The sequence below is a fragment of the Streptomyces sp. NPDC043854 genome, from assembly GCF_056436005.1.
On record NZ_JBWKDK010000013.1, the window covers coordinates 28526 to 44246 of the forward strand.

The following is a 15721-nucleotide window of genomic DNA, read 5'->3' on the forward strand; positions in this document are numbered from 1 at the left end:
GTGTCTGACGAAACGTGGCAGAACCCGGTGGCCGGCTTCGGCGTGACCTTCAAGGCCATGTTCAAGAAGCGCCTCACCGAGCAGTACCCGGAGCAGCAGAAGACCACCGCCCCGCGCTTCCACGGACGGCACCAGCTCAACCGGCACCCGGACGGTCTGGAGAAGTGCATCGGGTGCGAGCTGTGCGCCTGGGCCTGCCCCGCGGACGCCATCTACGTGGAGGGTGCGGACAACACCGAGGAGGAGCGCTACTCCCCGGGCGAGCGGTACGGCCGCGTCTACCAGATCAACTACGCCCGCTGCATCCTGTGCGGGCTGTGCATCGAGGCCTGCCCGACGCGGGCGCTGACGATGACGAACGAGTTCGAACTGGCCGACGCCAGCCGGGAGTCGCTCATCTACACCAAGGAGCAGCTGCTGGCGGGGCTGACCGAGGGCATGGTCGAGGCGCCGCACGCGATGTACCCGGGGACGGACGAGCAGGACTACTACCGCGGCCTGGTGACGGGGGCGGCGCCCGGTACGGAGCGGCAGGTCGCGGTGTCCAAGGGCGAGGTCCCGCAGGAGAAGGCCGCGCACGCGGGCGGCGGCCCGGCCGAGGGGGTGGGGGCGTGAGCGCGCTCGCCGCGGCCGCGGCCTCGGTCACCTCGACCGGTGAGGCCGTGCAGTTCTGGATCCTCGGCACGGTGGCCGTGATCGGCGCGCTGGCGACGATCCTGATGAAGAAGGCCGTGCACAGTGCCCTGAGCCTGGCCGGGACGATGATCGTCCTGGCGGTGTTCTACCTCGCCAACGGGGCGTACTTCCTGGGCGTCGTCCAGGTCATCGTCTACACCGGCGCGATCATGATGCTGTTCCTCTTCGTGGTCATGCTGGTCGGCGTCACCGCCGCCGACTCGCTGAAGGAGACCATCAAGGGGCAGCGCTGGCTCGCCGCGCTGTGCGGGCTCGGCTTCGGCATCCTGCTGATCGCCGGCCTCGCCAACGCCTCCCTCAACCACTGGAACGGGCTCGGCCGGGTCAACTCCGCCGGGCACGTCGAGGGCCTGGCCACGCTGATCTTCACCCGGTACGTGTTCGCCTTCGAGGTCACCGGCGCGCTGCTGATCACCGCCGCCGTCGGCGCGATGGTGCTCACCCACCGCGAGCGCACCGAGCGGGCCGCCACCCAGCGCGAGCTGTCCGAGCGGCGCGTCCGCGAGGGCGTCCAGCTCCCGCCGCTGCCGGCGCCCGGCGTCTACGCCCGGCACAACGCGGTGGACGTGGCCGGCCTGCTGCCGGATGGGACCCCGTCCGACCTGACGGTCAGCAAGACGCTGCGGGCCCGCGGCCAGATCCGGGACGTCTCCGGGGAGGCCCTGTCGGACCTGAAGGCGCTGGAGCAGCGGGCGGCGGAGCGGCTCGGCCGTGAGGAGGCCTCGCAGTGAACCCGGTCAACTACCTGTACCTCGCGGCCCTGCTGTTCACCATCGGTGCCGCGGGGGTGCTGATCCGCAGGAACGCGGTCGTGCTGTTCATGTGCGTCGAGCTGATGCTCAACGCCTGCAACCTCGCCTTCGTCGCCTTCTCGCGGATGCACGGCAACCTCGACGGCCAGATCATCGCGTTCTTCACGATGGTCGTCGCCGCCGCGGAGGTCGTGGTGGGCCTCGCGATCATCGTGTCGCTCTTCCGCACCCGCCACTCGGCCTCGGTCGACGACGCCAGCCTGATGAAGCTGTAAGGGGCGTACACAGTGGACAATCTGATCGCGCTGCTCGTGGCGGCACCCCTGCTCGGAGCGGCGGTGCTGCTGTGCGGCGGGCGGCGCCTCGACAAGGCCGGGCACTGGCTCGGCACCCTGCTCGCGGCCGTCTCCTTCGGCATCGGCGCGGCCCTGTTCGCCGACATGCTGGGGCGGCCGGCCGACGAGCGGACCCTGCGGCAGCTCCTGTACAGCTGGATCCCGGTGGAGGGCTTCCAGGCGGACGCCGCCTTCCGGCTGGACCAGCTGTCGATGACGTTCGTCCTGCTCATCACCGGCGTGGGCACGCTCATCCACGTGTACTCGATCGGGTACATGGCGCACGACGAGCGCCGCCGCCGCTTCTTCGGCTACCTCAACCTGTTCCTCGCGGCGATGCTGCTGCTGGTCCTCGCCGACAACTACCTGCTGCTGTACGTCGGCTGGGAGGGCGTGGGCCTCGCCTCGTACCTGCTCATCGGCTTCTGGCAGCACAAGCCCAGCGCGGCGACCGCCGCGAAGAAGGCCTTCCTGGTCAACCGGGTCGGCGACATCGGCCTGTCGATCGCGATCATGCTGATGTTCACCACGTTCGGCACGTTCGCGTTCGGGCCGGTGTTCGCGACCGCGGACAAGGCCTCCGAGGGCATGCTGACGGCGATCGGCCTGATGCTGCTGCTCGCCGCCTGCGGCAAGTCGGCGCAGGTGCCGCTGCAGTCCTGGCTCGGTGACGCCATGGAGGGTCCGACCCCGGTCTCGGCGCTCATCCACGCGGCGACGATGGTCACCGCCGGCGTCTACCTGATCGTCCGCTCCGCGGCGATCTTCAACGGGGCGCCGGACGCACAGCTCGTCGTCACCATCGTCGGCGCGGTCACGCTGCTCTTCGGTGCGGTCGTCGGTTGCGCGAAGGACGACATCAAGAAGGCCCTCGCCGGGTCGACGATGTCGCAGATCGGCTACATGATCCTCGCCGCCGGCCTCGGCCCCGTCGGCTACGTGTTCGCGATCATGCACCTGGTCACGCACGGCTTCTTCAAGGCGGGCCTCTTCCTCGGCGCCGGCTCCGTGATGCACGGGATGAACGACGAGGTCGACATGCGCAAGTACGGCGGCCTGCGCCGGTACATGCCCATCACGTTCGTGACCTTCGGGCTCGGCTACCTCGCCATCATCGGCTTCCCCGGCCTGTCCGGCTTCTTCTCCAAGGACAAGATCATCGAGGCGGCCTTCGCGAAGGGCGGCACCGAGGGCTGGATCCTCGGCTCGGCGGCCCTGCTCGGGGCGGCCATCACCGCGTTCTACATGACCCGGGTCATGCTGATGACCTTCTTCGGGGAGAAGCGCTGGCAGCCGGCGCCCGACGCCGACTCCGTGCCGAGCGTCGAGCCCGGGGCCGAGCACCACGCCGGGGAGCTCCCGCACCCGCACGAGTCCCCGAAGTCCATGACCGTCCCGATGATCCTGCTGGCCTTCGGATCGGTCTTCGCGGGCGCGTTCTTCGCGATCGGCGACCGGTTCCTGAACTGGCTGGAGCCCGTCACCGGGTACGCGCACGGGCACCCGCCGGTCAGCGCACTGACGGTGACCCTCGCGACGATGGCCTGCCTCGTCATCGGCGTCGCGATCGCCTGGGGCATGTACGGGCGCCGGCCGGTGCCGGTGACCGCCCCGCGCGGCAGCCTGCTCACCAGGGCCGCCCGCCGGGACCTGCTCCAGGACGACTTCAACCACGTCGTGCTGGTGCGCGGCGGCGAGCACCTGACCCGCTCGCTCGTCTACGTCGACCACAGCCTGGTCGACGGCGTGGTCAACGGGACGGCCGCCTCGGTCGGCGGCCTGTCGGGCCGCCTGCGCAAGCTGCAGAACGGCTACGCCCGCAGCTACGCGGTCTCGATGTTCGGGGGCACGGCGATCCTCATCGCCGCGACCCTGCTGATGAGGGCGGTGTGAGCCATGTCTGAAGTGAGCACAGTCTTTCCCCTGCTGACGGTGACGGCCGCGGTCCCCGCGGCCGGAGCGGTCCTCACGGCGGCCGTCCCGGCCGCCCGCCGGACCGCCGCCAAATGGCTCGCCCTGCTCTTCTCGCTGGCCACCCTGGCCCTGGCCGTGCTCGTCGCCGTCCGCTTCGATCCGGGCGGCGACCGCTACCAGCTCACCGAGTCCCACGCCTGGATCGCCGACTTCGGCGTCCGCTACCAACTCGGCGTCGACGGCATCGGGGTGGCGCTGATCGGGCTGACGGCCCTGCTGGTCCCGTTCGTCATCGCGGCCGGCTGGCACGACGCCGACCCCCTGGAGACCCGCTCCTCGCGCTGGCGGCCGACACAGGGCTTCTTCGCCCTGATCCTGATGGTCGAGGCGATGGTGATCATCTCGTTCGAGGCCACCGACGTCTTCCTCTTCTACATCTTCTTCGAGGCCATGCTCATCCCGATGTACTTCCTCATCGGCGGCTTCGGGGACCGGGCGCACGCCGGCTCGGACGAGAACGCGGCCGCGCAGCGGTCCTACGCGGCGGTCAAGTTCCTCCTCTACAACCTGGCCGGCGGCCTGATCATGCTGGCCGCCGTCATCGGGCTGTACGTGGTCGCCGGGAACTTCTCCCTCCAGGAGATCAGCGCCGCCCGCGCCGCGGGCACCCTGGACATGTCGGCCAACACCGAGCGGCTCCTCTTCCTCGGCTTCTTCTTCGCCTTCGCCGTCAAGGCCCCGCTGTGGCCGCTGCACACCTGGCTGCCGAACGCGATGGGCGAGTCCACCGCCCCGGTCGCCGTGCTGATCACCGCGGTCGTCGACAAGGTCGGCACCTTCGCGATGCTCCGCTACTGCCTCGGCCTGTTCCCCGACGCCAGCAAGTGGGCCACCCCGGTGATCCTCGTCCTGGCCGTGATCAGCATCGTGTACGGCGCGCTCGTCGCCGTCGGGCAGCGCGACATCAAGCGGCTGGTGGCGTACGCGTCCATCTCGCACTTCGGCTTCATCATCCTGGGCATCTTCGCGATGACCTCCCAGAGCCAGTCGGGCGCGACGCTGTACATGGTCAACCACGGCCTCTCCACCGCGGCCCTGATGCTCGTCGCCGGGTTCCTGATCTCCCGGCGCGGCTCGCGGCTCATCGCCGACTACGGCGGGGTGCAGAAGGTCGCCCCGGTCCTGGCCGGCACCTTCCTGATCGGCGGCCTCGCCACCCTGTCGCTGCCCGGGCTCGCCCCGTTCGTCAGCGAATTCCTGGTCATGGTCGGCACCTTCGCCCGGTACCCGGCCATCGGCGTCATCGCCACCCTCGGCATCGTGCTGGCCGCCCTGTACACGCTGGTCCTCTACCAGCGGACCATGACCGGCCCGGTCAGGGACGAGGTCCGCGGCATGCCGGACCTGCGCGTACGCGAACTGCTCGTCGTCGCCCCGCTGATCGCGCTGCTGATCGGGCTGGGCGTCTATCCGAAGCCGCTCACCGAGATCGTCAACCCGGCGGTGGAGTACACCATGGCGGACGTGAAGCAGACCGATCCGAAGCCCGAGGTGGCTGTCGAGGCGAAGAACGGGGAGGCGGCGAAGTGAGCACCGTGACTTCGGCCCACGGCCTGTGGGCGGTCGCCGCGCAGGCCCCGATCGACAAGATCCCGGCCCCGCACATCGAGTACGCCCAGCTCGCGCCCACGCTGATCGTGGTGGGCGCGGCCGTCGTCGGCGTCCTCGTCGAGGCCCTCGTACCGCGCACCGCCCGCTACTACGTCCAGGTGTTCCTCGCCGTCGCCGCCCTGGCCTCCGCGTTCGCCGCGGTCGTCGGCCTCGCGGCCGCCGGGTACGCCGGCGACAAGGCGCACATCGCGGCCATGGGCGCCATCGCCGTGGACGGGCCCGCCCTGTTCCTCCAGGGCACCATCCTGCTGGCCTCGCTCATCGCCCTGTTCACCTTCGCCGAGCGGCACCTGGACCCGGCGGCGCACGGCAAGCGGGTGGACTCCTTCGCCGCCCAGGCGGCATCCGTACCGGGCAGCGACAGCGAGAAGGCCGCCGTCAAGGCCGGCTTCACCACCACCGAGGTCTTCCCGCTCGCCCTGTTCGCGATCTCCGGAATGCTGATCTTCCCGGCAGCCGACGACCTGCTGACCCTGTTCGTCGCCCTGGAGGTCTTCTCCCTCCCGCTGTACCTGATGTGCGCCCTCGCCCGCCGCCACCGGCTGGTGTCGCAGGAGGCGGCGGTCAAGTACTTCCTGCTCGGCGCCTTCTCCTCGGCGTTCCTCCTCTTCGGCATCGCGCTGCTCTACGGCTACGCGGGCTCCGTCTCGTACGCGGCCATCGCGGACGTGGTGGACGGCACCGTCACGAGGATCGACCCGGCGCTCGCCGACACCATGGGCAACGACGTGCTGCTGCTGATCGGCGGGGCGCTCGTGCTGATGGGCCTGCTGTTCAAGGTCGGCGCGGTCCCCTTCCACATGTGGACCCCGGACGTCTACCAGGGCGCCCCGACGCCGGTCACCGGCTTCATGGCGGCGGCGACGAAGGTGGCCGCGTTCGGTGCGCTGCTGCGCCTGCTGTACGTGGTCCTGCCGGGCCTGCGGTGGGACTGGCGGCCGGTGATGTGGGGCGTGGCGATCGTGACGATGCTGGCCGGCGCGGTGATCGCGGTGACCCAGACCGACGTCAAGCGCCTGCTGGCCTACTCCTCGATCGCGCACGCGGGCTTCATCCTGGCCGGTGTGATCGCCACGTCGGCGCAGGGCGTCCAGTCCGTGCTGTTCTACCTGCTCGCGTACTCCTTCGTGACGATCGGCGCGTTCGCCGTGGTCACGCTGGTGCGCGACGCGGGCGGCGAGGCCACCCACCTGTCGAAGTGGGCGGGTCTCGGGCGCCGTTCGCCGCTGACCGCAGCCGTCTTCGCGGTGTTCCTGCTGGCCTTCGCGGGCATTCCGCTCACCTCCGGCTTCTCCGGGAAGTTCGCCGTGTTCAAGGCGGCGGCGGAGGGCGGCGCGGGTGCGCTGGTCGTCGTCGGTGTGATCTCGTCGGCGATCGCCGCGTTCTTCTACATCCGGGTGATCGTCCTGATGTTCTTCAGCGAGCCCAAGCCGGAGGGCCCGACGGTGGCCGTGCCGTCGCCGCTGACGATGACGACCATCGCGGTCGGCGTCGCGGTGACGCTGGTGCTGGGCGTGGCGCCGCAGTACTTCCTGGACCTGGCGGGCCAGGCGAGTACGTTCGTCCGCTGACCGCTTGTCGGGTGGATGTGCCGGGGCCCGGCTCCCCTGGGGGGAGCCGGGCCCCGGTGTGCGTCAGGTGCTATTCAGTGCCGCGGCGCTTCGAGGTGATCTCGGTGAGGTCGAGGTCGATGGGGAACGGGACGGCCACTTTCAGACGGTCGTGGAAGATGCCCGCAGTTCCGTAACTTCCCGTCGACGGGTCCAATTCGTAGACGTAAACCACGGCACGTCCGTCCTTGTTCTCCACCCGCCAGAAGTGGGGAATGCCGGCGCCTGCGTACTTGACCGGCTTGACGCCACGGTCCCGGCCGAAGGACTCGGGGGAGACGACCTCGATGGCCAGGCAGACGGACTCTGCAGGGAGCCGAGTCTGGTTGAGGTCGCCGATGGCGCTCTCGTCTACGACGATGACATCGGGTTCGGGACGGTTGTGACGGTCGATGTCGATCGTGAACTCTCGGAAGACTTCCAAGCCTGGTGGCTGCTGATCCTGCAGCTGCCAGGTGAAGAAGTTGACCGCGCGCATATGGAATCGAGTCTGCGGACTCACGAAGACGAGGCTCCCGTCGATCAGCTCCGTGTGCGGAGGCAGGTCGGGAAGCCGGTCGAGGTCGTCGGCCGTCCAGCCGCCTGCGGGCGGGACGGGCCAGCGGTACGTCGGCTCGAAGTCCTCGGGGTCGACGCTCATAGGTAGTGCTCCCATGCGACGGAGTCTCGCCAGTCCGTCCAGCGTATCGCCGGGGAACGGCACGGGACCGCCCGCACGTGTGAGCGGGCGGCCGCGTGTTGACCATGTGCCGTTGTCATGGGTGGAAGGCATATGCCCGGCACCTCGCCGACTGGCGGGATCCGTCACCTGCGGCCTTGGCGGGGCGGGCCGCCGCCCCGCCGCAGCTGCGTGGGGGCGGGTTAGCGGGAGGCCACGACGCGGCCCGTGACCTCGCCCAGGCCCACGCGGGTGCCCTCGGGGCCCGGGGCCCAGGCGGTGAGGGTGACGGTGTCGCCGTCCTCCAGGAAGGTGCGCTTGCCCTCGGCCAGCTCGATGGCGTCGCGGCCGTTCCACGTCAGCTCCAGCAGGGAGCCGCGCTGGGCGACCTCGGGGCCGCTGACGGTGCCCGAGCCGTACACGTCGCCGGTGCGCAGGGAGGCGCCGTTGACCGTCATGTGGGCGAGCTGCTGGGCCGCGGTCCAGTACATGGTCGCGAACGGCGGCTGCGCGACCTCCTGCCCGTTGATGGAGACGGTGATGTGCAGGTCGAAGCCGCCGGGCCGGTCGGCGTCGGCGTCGTCCAGGTAGGGCAGCAGCGGGAAGTCGCGGGCCGGCGGGGCGACGCGGGCGGCGTCGAGGGCCTCCAGCGGGGTCACCCAGGCGGAGACGGAGGTGGCGAAGGACTTGCCGAGGAAGGGGCCCAGCGGCACGTACTCCCAGGCCTGGATGTCGCGCGCGGACCAGTCGTTGAGGAGGAACAGGCCGAAGACGTGGTCCTCGAAGTCGCCCAGTGCCACCGGGCTGCCCAGCTCGGAGGGGGTGCCGACGACGAAGCCGACCTCGGCCTCGATGTCGAGCTTGACCGAGGGGCCGAAGACCGGTGCCGGGTCGGCGGGGGCCTTGCGCTGGCCGGAGGGGCGGACGACGTCGGTGCCGGAGACGACGATGGTGCCCGAGCGGCCGTGGTAACCGATCGGCAGGTGCTTCCAGTTGGGGGTGAGCGGGTCGCCGTCGGGGCGGAACATCCGTCCCACGTTGGTCGCGTGGTGCTCGCTGGCGTAGAAGTCGACGTAGTCGGCGACCTCGTACGGCAGGTGCATCGTGACCGCGTCGAGGGGCAGCAGGTGGGCCTCGACCGCCTCGCGGTGGCCGGGGTCGGTGACCCAGGCGGTCAGCGCGCGGCGCACGTCGCGCCAGGCGGTGCGGCCCGCGGCCAGCAGCGGGTTGAGCGAGGGCTGCCCGAGCAGGCCGGCGTACGGGGAGCCGAGCGCGTCCGCGGCCGCCCCCGCGTCGAGCACGTGCCCGCCGATGCGCACGCCGATCCGGCGGCGGGAGTCGCCGTCCGTGGAGAAGACGCCGTACGGGAGGTTGTGCGGCCCGAACGGGTCGCCCTCGGGGACATCGAGGGGGCTCTGCTGGGGCATGGGGTACTGCCTCGCTTTCGATGCGGTCCGGGGGTGTCCCGGGGGCTGGTGGATACGTTACGTGGCTGCTGGGGCCTGCGGGAGGCCGTATTCGGGCGCTATTTGTAGGACTTGTCCACTGGGGTCCTATCCTTGCGCCGTGACTTCCGCCCCGCCTTCGGCCCTCCCTTTCTCTCTGATCGCCACTGACCTGGACGGGACCCTGCTGCGCGCCGGAGACACCGTCTCCGCCCGCTCGTACGCCGCGCTCGCGACGGCGCGCACAGCGGGCGCCCAGCACATCATCGTCACCGGGCGCCCCGTTCCCCAGGTACGCCATGTCCTTGACAGCCTTGGGTACACGGGGCTCGCGGTGTGCGGACAGGGCGCGCAGGTGTACGACTCGGCGCGCGGACAACTGCTGCACGCCGTCGAAATGGACCGGGAGCTGGCGGAGGAGGCGCTCGGCAAGATCGAGGCCGAGATCGGGGAGGTCTGGGCGGCGGTCGACCAGGCGGGGGTGGACGCCGCGATGCTGATAGGGCCCGGCTACCGGATGCCGCACCCCCACCTGCCGACGGTGCGGGTGGGGCGGCGTGCCGACCTGTGGGCCGCGCCGATCACCAAGGTGCTGCTCCAGCACCCGGAGCTCGACGACGACGAGCTCACGGAGGTGGCGCGCGGGGTCGTCGGGCACCTGGTTAACGTGACCATGGCGGGGGAGCACACGGTGGAACTCCAGCCGCTCGGGGTGGACAAGGGGAGCGGGCTGGCGCTGGCGGCCGAGGTGCTGGGGGTGGGGGGTCCGCGCACCATCGCCTTCGGGGACATGCCGAACGACATTCCGATGTTCGCGTGGGCGGCGCACGGGGTCGCCATGGCGAACTCCCACCGCGAACTGATCGCCGTCGCGGACGAGGTGACGCTGTCGAACGAGGACGACGGCGTCGCGGTGGCCCTGGAGCGGCTCTTCGGCTGACCGTTGCCGAGCCGAGCCGAGCCGAGCCGGGCCGAGCCGAGCCGGGCCGAGCCGAGCCGGGCCCGTGCCGGCCGGGCCGGTGCGGGCCGGCGTGGCCCGGTCACCCCGCGGTGCGCGGCAGGCGGCGCTCCCACGTGCGGTGGAAGACGACCTCCTCCCCCTCCCGGCACACCAGCTCGTCGGAGGTGAGGAACGCGGCCCCGTCGCAGCCGATCTCCGAGCGGGTCTCGATCCGCACGTCCCAGCCCTGCTCGGGCCGGTGCAGCCGGATCCGCCACGTGGAGCGGGTCCGGGCCGACAGGGCGTTCCCGTCCCGGATCTCGTACACCTCGCTCACCTCCTCGCCGGACTCCAGCCCGTCCGGGTAGACCCGGGTCCCGCCGTACCGCGGGTCCACCTCCAGCCGCCACGCCCCGCGCGCGACGTCCCGTACGACCACCCGCTCCGGCCGCGGCTCGTCCAGCGTGGCCGGGACGGACACCCCGAGCGGCGGGGCCTGCTCCGGCGCCCCGAAGGCGACGGCGCCGTCCGTGGCGGGGGAGGGGAAGCGCACCGGGAGGACCAGGGCGCTGCCCGCCGGGTCCAGCGTCCACCCGGCCTCCGAGCCGGCCCGCGGCCAGATCCACGGCCAGTACGCCGAGGACAGGGCGAGGCGGATGCGGTGGCCCGGGGCGAAGGCGTGCCCGATGCCGTTCAGCTCGAACACCACGTCCTCGTACGCGCCCACCGGCCAGGGCACGGCCTGGTCCCGGCCCAGCCGCGCCGACAGGTTCAGCGCGCCCCGCGTGACCAGCGTGGACGAGCCGTCCGGTGCGACGTCGCACAGCCGGGCGGCCACCTGCCCGTACGGAACGTCCATCCGCAGCCGCAGGGTGACCTGCGGGCGGCCCAGGATCTCCAGGGGCGTGGCGCCCGCCACCGGGAACTCGAAGCAGGCGGACTTGGCGTCCTCCTCCCGCTGGTCCGGCGGCAAGTCCGCGTCGTTGCCGTACGGGCGGAACCGCCCCGCGTCCAGGCCCGTGTGCTGCGGCGAGGCCACGGCCACCGGCGCGCCCTGGAGCCCGTACGTGACGGGGGTGACGGCCGGGGAAGGCCAGGCCGGGTCGCCGGTCCAGCGGCCGGGCAGCACCTCGTACGTGGTCGCCGGCGGGTGGGAGGCGGAGATCCAGGACCGCAGCAGGGGCTCGTCCATCACCCCGTTGGCGGAGCCCCTCAGCCAGTGGTCCCACCAGCGCAGCGTCTCCTGGAGGAAGCCGATCGCCGGGCCCGGCGGCAGCCCCCGGTCGGGGTACTGGTGCGACCAGGGGCCGATCAGGCCGCGCACCCGGTCGGCGGGCAGGCGGGAGACCAGCCGCAGCACCGTGTCCCGGTACGGGTCGTGCCAGCCGCCCACCGCGAGGACCGCCGCGCGCACGGCCCCGTAGTCCTCGCAGACGCTGCCGCGCATCCAGTGGGCGTCGCGCGTCTGGTGCTCCAGCCAGGTGTGGACCGGCGGTCCGACCGACTCCAGCCGGGCCAGCCACTGCTCCCGCCAGCCGTCGCCGGCGTACTGCGGGTCCGGCGGCCGGGCGGCGAAGGCCAGCAGCGTCGCGGACGCCGCGTGCAGGTCCGCGGCCAGCACCGAGCCGCCCGCGTAGTGCGCGTCGTTGTCGAAGCGGTCGTCCGTCGAGCAGACGGTGACGACGGCCTTGAGGGCCTCCGGCGCGAGCGCCGCGATCTGGAGGGAGTTGGTCCCGCCCCACCCGATCCCGAACATCCCCACCGACCCCGTGCACCACGGCTGCGCCGCCAGCCACTCCACCACCGCGACCCCGTCGGCCAGTTCCCGGTCGTCGTAGGCCTGCCCCGGGCTGCCGCCGCTGCAGCCGTGGCCGCGTACGTCCACCCGCACGGAGGCGTAGCCGTGGCCCGCATACCAGGGATGGCGCTGCCCGTCGCGCGGGGCCGTCCAGTCCGTCAGCCGGTACGGCAGGTACTCGAGCAGGGCCGGGACCGGCTCCTCGGTGAGCGGGCGCCAGATCCGGGCGTACAGCTCCACGCCGTCGCGCATGGGGATGCGGACGTCCTCGTGCGCGGTCTCGTGGGGGAAGCCGGTGCGGATGGTCACGTCCACGGGGCCGTCCGCCTCCCCGGTGGACCGGCGGCGGCCGGGACGGGCCGCGCGGGCGTCAGCCATCCGACGGCCGCCATACGGGTGGCCGCGGCGCCGACCGCGGCGGCCGGCTCCGCCGGATCCTCCCTCTCAGTCTCAGTCTTGGACAAGACGCGCTCTCCGGTTGTCTCGACTCATCACGAACATACCGGGGTATTCGGTACAGCGCGTGGGCGGCGGCATGACGGGTGCTCTCGGTGATCGAAATCGGACCGGATAGGCTGGCTTGAGAGAAGGCAGCGGCACATCGACAATCCAGGTGATCGTCAGCGTGATCGTCAGCAGACAGGAGTACCCCTCGTGACCGTCGTCGGGCCGTTCGGACTGAGCGTGCGGGACCAGGCTCTTGAGACCGATGTCCAGGCCGGACTGGCCGCCGTCGAGGCGGGTCTGCTGGAGGCCACCAAGAGCGAGGTCCCCTTCATCACCGAAGCCGCGCAGCACCTGGTCAAAGCCGGCGGCAAGCGGTTCCGGCCGCTGCTGGTCATGCTCGCCTCCCGGTTCGGCGACCCGTACACGCCCGGGATCGTGCCCTCCGCGGTGGTCGTGGAGCTCACCCACCTGGCGACGCTCTACCACGACGACGTCATGGACGAGGCGGACGTGCGCCGTGGCGTGGCCAGTGCCAACGCCCGCTGGGGCAACTCGGTGGCCGTCCTGACGGGTGACTTCCTGTTCGCCCGCGCCTCGCACATCCTGGCCGACCTCGGCCCCGAGGCCGTACGTATCCAGGCGGAGGCCTTCGAGCGGCTGGTGACGGGCCAGATCCTGGAGACCGCCGGCCCGCGCGACGGCCGCGACCCGGTCGCCCACTACCTCGACGTCATCGCCGGCAAGACCGGTTCGCTGATCGCGGTCTCCGGCCGGTTCGGCGCCCTGATGTCCGGCGCCGACGAGTCCGTCGTCGACATCCTGACCCAGTACGGCGAGCGCCTCGGCACCGCCTTCCAGCTCGCCGACGACGTCCTCGACATCGCCTCCGACTCGCACGAGTCCGGCAAGACCCCGGGGACCGACCTGCGCGAGGGCATCCCGACGCTGCCCGTACTGCGGCTGCGCGAGATGGCGGCCGCCGGCGGCGACCCCGCCGACCTGGACCTCGTACGCCTCCTGGACGGCGACCTGACCGACGACGCCCGGCACGCCGAGGTGCTCGCCCGGCTGCGGGTCCACCCCGCGCTGGAGCAGGCCCGCCGGGACACCGTCCGCTACGCGCAGGACGCCCGCGCCATGCTCGCACCGCTGCCGGACTGCGCCGCCAAGGCCGCGCTGGAGGAGCTGTGCGACGCGGTGGTGCACCGCGCCGGCTAGCCGCCGGTCCGGGTGGCACCGGGTACGACCAAGGTCACACACAGGGCCCCGCATCCCCTACGGGCCGGGGACGCGGGGCCCCTGCCATGTCATCCCCTGGGCGTACACGGAGTTGAGCCCGCGGAGTGACGCCCCGACCCCCTCCTCTTTGGTCAGATGGAGATACATCCCCACCAGAACGGGTGAGAGTGGCGGCGCGGGGTGGACAGGTACAGGCATGAAGGAAGGCCGCCGCCGTACACAAAGAGGTAGGGCAGACATGGCAACGAACGCAAAGTCCCGCAAGGCCGTCCGGTACGCCGTACCGGTCGCGGTGGCGGGCGTGGCCGCCGCGACGGTGGCGATGGTCCCGGCCTTCGCCAACGCAGGCAGCCCGGACCTGCCGAAGGTGACGGCCCAGCAGCTGATCGAGAGGGTCGCCGCGTCGGAAGTGGAGCAGCTGTCCGGCAGCGCCAAGATCAGCACCGACCTGGGGCTGCCGTCCTTCGCGGGCGGCCTCCTGGGCGGGGCGGGCGGCGGCGGCAGCGTCGCCGGCGGGTCGGCCGACCCGCAGGAGAAGCTCGCCCAGCTGGCGAGCGGCAGCCACACGCTGCGCGTCGCGGCGGACGGGCCGGACCGCCAGAAGATCACGTTCGTGGACGGCAAGGACGAGTACAGCCTGATCCACAACGGCGCTGACGTCTGGGGCTACGACAGCAAGGCCAACGAGGTCTGGCACGAGAAGGACCCCGAGGCGGGCAAGGCGGCGGGCAAGGACCACAAGAAGACCGCCGACCGGCTCGGCGCCTCCCCGCAGCAGCTGGCCCAGGAGGTCCTCAAGGCCGCCGGCCCGACCACGGACGTCAGCGTCGGCGACAACGCCCAGGTGGCCGGCCGGGACGCGTACCAGCTGGTGCTCAAGCCCAAGCAGAGCGGCTCCACGGTCGGCTCCGTCAAGATCGCCGTGGACGCGAAGAACGGGGTGCCGCTGCGCGTGCAGCTGCTCGCGGCCGAGGGCGGCAAGCCGATCGTCGACGCGGGCTTCACGAAGGTGGACTTCGCCAAGCCCGCCGCCGACACCTTCGCCTTCACCCCGCCCAAGGGCGCCAAGGTGACCGAGGGCAAGGCGGGCGGCCCCGAGGGCGGCCCCGGCCACGGCAAGGACTTCAAGGGCCTGGACGCCTTCCCCGGCCTGGACGCCATCACCGGCGGCGCCGGCGGCAAGGACGGCAAGGGGGACATGAAGGTCCTCGGCGAGGGCTGGGCGGCCATCGCCCGGATCGACACGGGCGCGGGCCGCAGCCTGAAGGAGCTCGAGAACGACAAGAACACCCCTAAGGAGGCCAAGCAGTTCCTGGACTCCCTCGGGGGCAAGGTCTCCGGAGGGTTCGGCGAGGGCCGGCTCTTCAAGACCCGCCTGGTCAACGCGCTGATCACGGACGACGGCAAGGTGTACGTCGGCGCGGTCACCAAGGACGCGCTGGTGCAGGCGGCCACGGCCAACAAGTAGCCGCCGCACCCCGGAAGGCCTCCGGGCCGTGTGGAGCCGCACACCGAAGGGTGGGCGGGGACTGTGTCCCTGCCCACCCTTCGCTCGTTCCGGCCGTGCGTACAGCGGCCCAGCGGTACCGTGTGGAGCATGTCGAGACACGTCACCATCCGCCTGGACGAAGAGTTCCACGAACGCCTCAAGGCGCGCGCGGCGGCACAGGGGACGACGGTCACCGCGCTGATCACAGAGGTGACGGAACGCGAGCTCGACGAGGACCGGAAGAACTTCCTTTCCGGGATAGAGGAGTTCGCCGTTCACTGGGGCTACTTCCAGGAACGGTTCGGCAATTGAAGATCACCATGGAGTGGGCCTGGACCGCTCTGGCCCACCATCTCCCGTCCGATCCCGCCGTCTGGGATCCCTCCGGGGTGGCCGCCGCGGTCGCCCGGCACCAGAACGACCTCGTCATGGTGCCCGAACAGCCCGCCCCGGACACCGCGTGGCGGGCCGCCGCGTTCCTGCACACCCTCGCCGTGTGCCCGGCGCTGGAATCGCCGATGAACGAGTTCTACGCGGCCGCCGCCACCCGCTCCTACCTGCGGGTGGCCGGGGCCAAGCAGCTTCCCTCGCCCGAGGAGCTCGGCGACCTGGTGGAGGCGGCGAAGCGGGGCCGCGCCGACGTCGGCACCGTGGCCGAGGAACTGCGCGCCCTCATCAGGGAGCCGCTGGACGCCTCGCTCCAGGCCCCCGCCGAGGGCGCGTAGCG

Annotated in this window: 14 protein-coding genes; 11 read left to right on the plus strand and 3 right to left on the minus strand. The window is 71.6% G+C overall.

Annotation, left to right across the window (positions count from 1 at the left end; translation table 11 throughout):
* From nuoI to nuoN, 6 genes are read left to right on the plus strand one after another with little or no spacing between them, the layout of a single operon-like run.
* Positions 1–615: an NADH-quinone oxidoreductase subunit NuoI gene (nuoI, locus tag AC068A_RS14495; protein WP_478584782.1), complete on the plus strand. Its 615-nt coding sequence runs from the start codon at positions 1–3 to the stop codon at positions 613–615.
* Positions 612–1427, plus strand: coding sequence for an NADH-quinone oxidoreductase subunit J (locus tag AC068A_RS14500; protein ID WP_478584784.1), 816 nt, complete (start codon positions 612–614; stop codon positions 1425–1427). Before nuoI ends, AC068A_RS14500 begins: the two co-directional genes overlap by 4 nt.
* Positions 1424–1723, plus strand: coding sequence for an NADH-quinone oxidoreductase subunit NuoK (gene nuoK / locus AC068A_RS14505; protein WP_385428151.1), 300 nt, complete (start codon positions 1424–1426; stop codon positions 1721–1723). Before AC068A_RS14500 ends, nuoK begins: the two co-directional genes overlap by 4 nt.
* Before the next feature lie 12 nt (positions 1724–1735).
* Positions 1736–3676 (plus strand): NADH-quinone oxidoreductase subunit L, encoded by a 1941-nt coding sequence (gene nuoL, locus AC068A_RS14510; protein WP_478584787.1) that lies wholly within the window; start codon positions 1736–1738, stop codon positions 3674–3676.
* 12 nt (positions 3677–3688) lie between these two features.
* Positions 3689–5287: an NADH-quinone oxidoreductase subunit M gene (locus AC068A_RS14515; RefSeq protein WP_478584789.1), complete on the plus strand. Its 1599-nt coding sequence runs from the start codon at positions 3689–3691 to the stop codon at positions 5285–5287.
* Entirely contained in the window at positions 5284–6939 is a 1656-nt protein-coding gene (gene nuoN / locus AC068A_RS14520) for an NADH-quinone oxidoreductase subunit NuoN (protein WP_478584791.1), read from the plus strand. Before AC068A_RS14515 ends, nuoN begins: the two co-directional genes overlap by 4 nt.
* A gap of 70 nt (positions 6940–7009) precedes the next feature.
* Here the strand turns inward: nuoN and AC068A_RS14525 are convergent, their stop codons facing one another.
* Entirely contained in the window at positions 7010–7618 is a 609-nt protein-coding gene (locus AC068A_RS14525; protein ID WP_478584979.1) for a Uma2 family endonuclease, read from the minus strand.
* Between the two features lie 221 nt (positions 7619–7839).
* Positions 7840–9063, minus strand: a complete 1224-nt coding sequence (gene fahA / locus AC068A_RS14530) for a fumarylacetoacetase (protein WP_478584793.1) — start codon at positions 9061–9063, stop codon at positions 7840–7842.
* A gap of 139 nt (positions 9064–9202) precedes the next feature.
* On the opposite strand from fahA, the gene AC068A_RS14535 reads away from it, so the two are divergent.
* Complete coding sequence (locus AC068A_RS14535) at positions 9203–10021, plus strand: HAD family hydrolase (protein ID WP_478584795.1); 819 nt, start codon at positions 9203–9205, stop codon at positions 10019–10021.
* A gap of 100 nt (positions 10022–10121) precedes the next feature.
* Here AC068A_RS14535 and AC068A_RS14540 read toward each other — a convergent pair whose 3' ends face one another.
* A complete protein-coding gene (locus AC068A_RS14540; protein ID WP_478584981.1) occupies positions 10122–12128 on the minus strand; it encodes a CocE/NonD family hydrolase in 2007 nt (668 codons plus the stop codon).
* A 345-nt stretch (positions 12129–12473) separates the two neighbouring features.
* Here AC068A_RS14540 and AC068A_RS14545 point away from each other — a divergent pair, with 345 nt between their 5' ends.
* The 4 genes from AC068A_RS14545 to AC068A_RS14560 all read left to right on the plus strand — a co-directional run bounded on the left by AC068A_RS14545 (position 12474) and on the right by AC068A_RS14560 (position 15719).
* Complete coding sequence (locus AC068A_RS14545) at positions 12474–13484, plus strand: polyprenyl synthetase family protein (protein WP_478584797.1); 1011 nt, start codon at positions 12474–12476, stop codon at positions 13482–13484.
* A 259-nt stretch (positions 13485–13743) separates the two neighbouring features.
* Complete coding sequence (locus AC068A_RS14550) at positions 13744–14973, plus strand: LolA family protein (RefSeq protein WP_478584799.1); 1230 nt, start codon at positions 13744–13746, stop codon at positions 14971–14973.
* Between the two features lie 129 nt (positions 14974–15102).
* Positions 15103–15306: a plasmid partition protein ParG gene (locus tag AC068A_RS14555; protein WP_256987143.1), complete on the plus strand. Its 204-nt coding sequence runs from the start codon at positions 15103–15105 to the stop codon at positions 15304–15306.
* Positions 15303–15719, plus strand: coding sequence for a hypothetical protein (locus AC068A_RS14560; protein ID WP_478584802.1), 417 nt, complete (start codon positions 15303–15305; stop codon positions 15717–15719). The genes AC068A_RS14555 and AC068A_RS14560 overlap by 4 nt, the downstream gene beginning before the upstream one ends.
* The last annotated feature ends 2 nt before the right edge of the window (positions 15720–15721 follow it).

What these genes read in the sequence shown, in the direction of transcription:
- AC068A_RS14525 (WP_478584979.1), bottom strand. Translation starts at nt 7,618, where the DNA reads ATGAGCGTCGACCCCGAGGACTTCGAGCCGACGTACCGCTGGCCCGTC.
- fahA (WP_478584793.1), bottom strand. Translation starts at nt 9,063, where the DNA reads ATGCCCCAGCAGAGCCCCCTCGATGTCCCCGAGGGCGACCCGTTCGGG.
- AC068A_RS14550 (WP_478584799.1), top strand. Translation starts at nt 13,744, where the DNA reads ATGGCAACGAACGCAAAGTCCCGCAAGGCCGTCCGGTACGCCGTACCG.
- AC068A_RS14555 (WP_256987143.1), top strand. Translation starts at nt 15,103, where the DNA reads ATGTCGAGACACGTCACCATCCGCCTGGACGAAGAGTTCCACGAACGC.